Annotated in this window: 1 protein-coding gene; it reads left to right on the top strand. The window is 58.4% G+C overall.

What is annotated here, in order from left to right; translation table 11 throughout:
* A partial coding sequence (locus IEX86_RS24830) for a hypothetical protein (RefSeq protein WP_188868807.1) occupies positions 1–523 on the top strand: 523 nt, incomplete at its 5' end.
* Between the last annotated feature and the right edge of the window lie 69 nt (positions 524–592).

The raw sequence follows: 592 nt of genomic DNA, 5'->3' as shown, positions 1-592 counted from the left end.
CGCACAGCCTGCCGCCGGGCGAACTTTTGTCTTAACTCACGGCCAGACGCTAAAGGCCGCAGGCTATAACGGTGATGCCATGAACGACTTGGCCGCACAGCCTGTCGCCGAGCAAACTTTTGTCTTAACTCACGGCCAGACGCTAGAGGCCGCAGGCTATGACAGTTATGCCATGAACCGCTTGGCCGCACAGCCTGCCACCGAGCGAACTTTTGTCTTAACTCACGGCCAGACGCTAGAGGCCGCAGGCTATGACGGTTTTGCCATGAACGACTTGGCCGCACAGCCTGCCACCGAGCGAACTTTTGTCTTAACTCACGGCCAGATGCTAAAGGCCGCAGGCTATGACGGTTTTGCCATGAACGACTTGGCCGCACAGCCTGCCACCGAGCGAACTTTTGTCTTAACTCACGGCCAGACGCTAAAGGCCGCAGGCTATGACGGTGATGCCATGAACGACTTGGCCGCACAGCCTGCCGCCGAGCGAGAAGCTAAACTGAGGCGTCTAGGCATCGCGCTTTAACGAGCGATGCGAGGAGCTAGCTAAGGCTCACAGGCTTTCCGTTTACCTTGGCGCGACCCTTCACGCGGC

Source organism: Pseudomonas asuensis, from assembly GCF_014646755.1.
GTDB classification, from domain to species: domain Bacteria; phylum Pseudomonadota; class Gammaproteobacteria; order Pseudomonadales; family Pseudomonadaceae; genus Chryseomonas; species Chryseomonas asuensis.
Note: the sequence above shows the minus strand (reverse complement) of the source record. Positions and strands in the feature narration are given on the sequence as shown.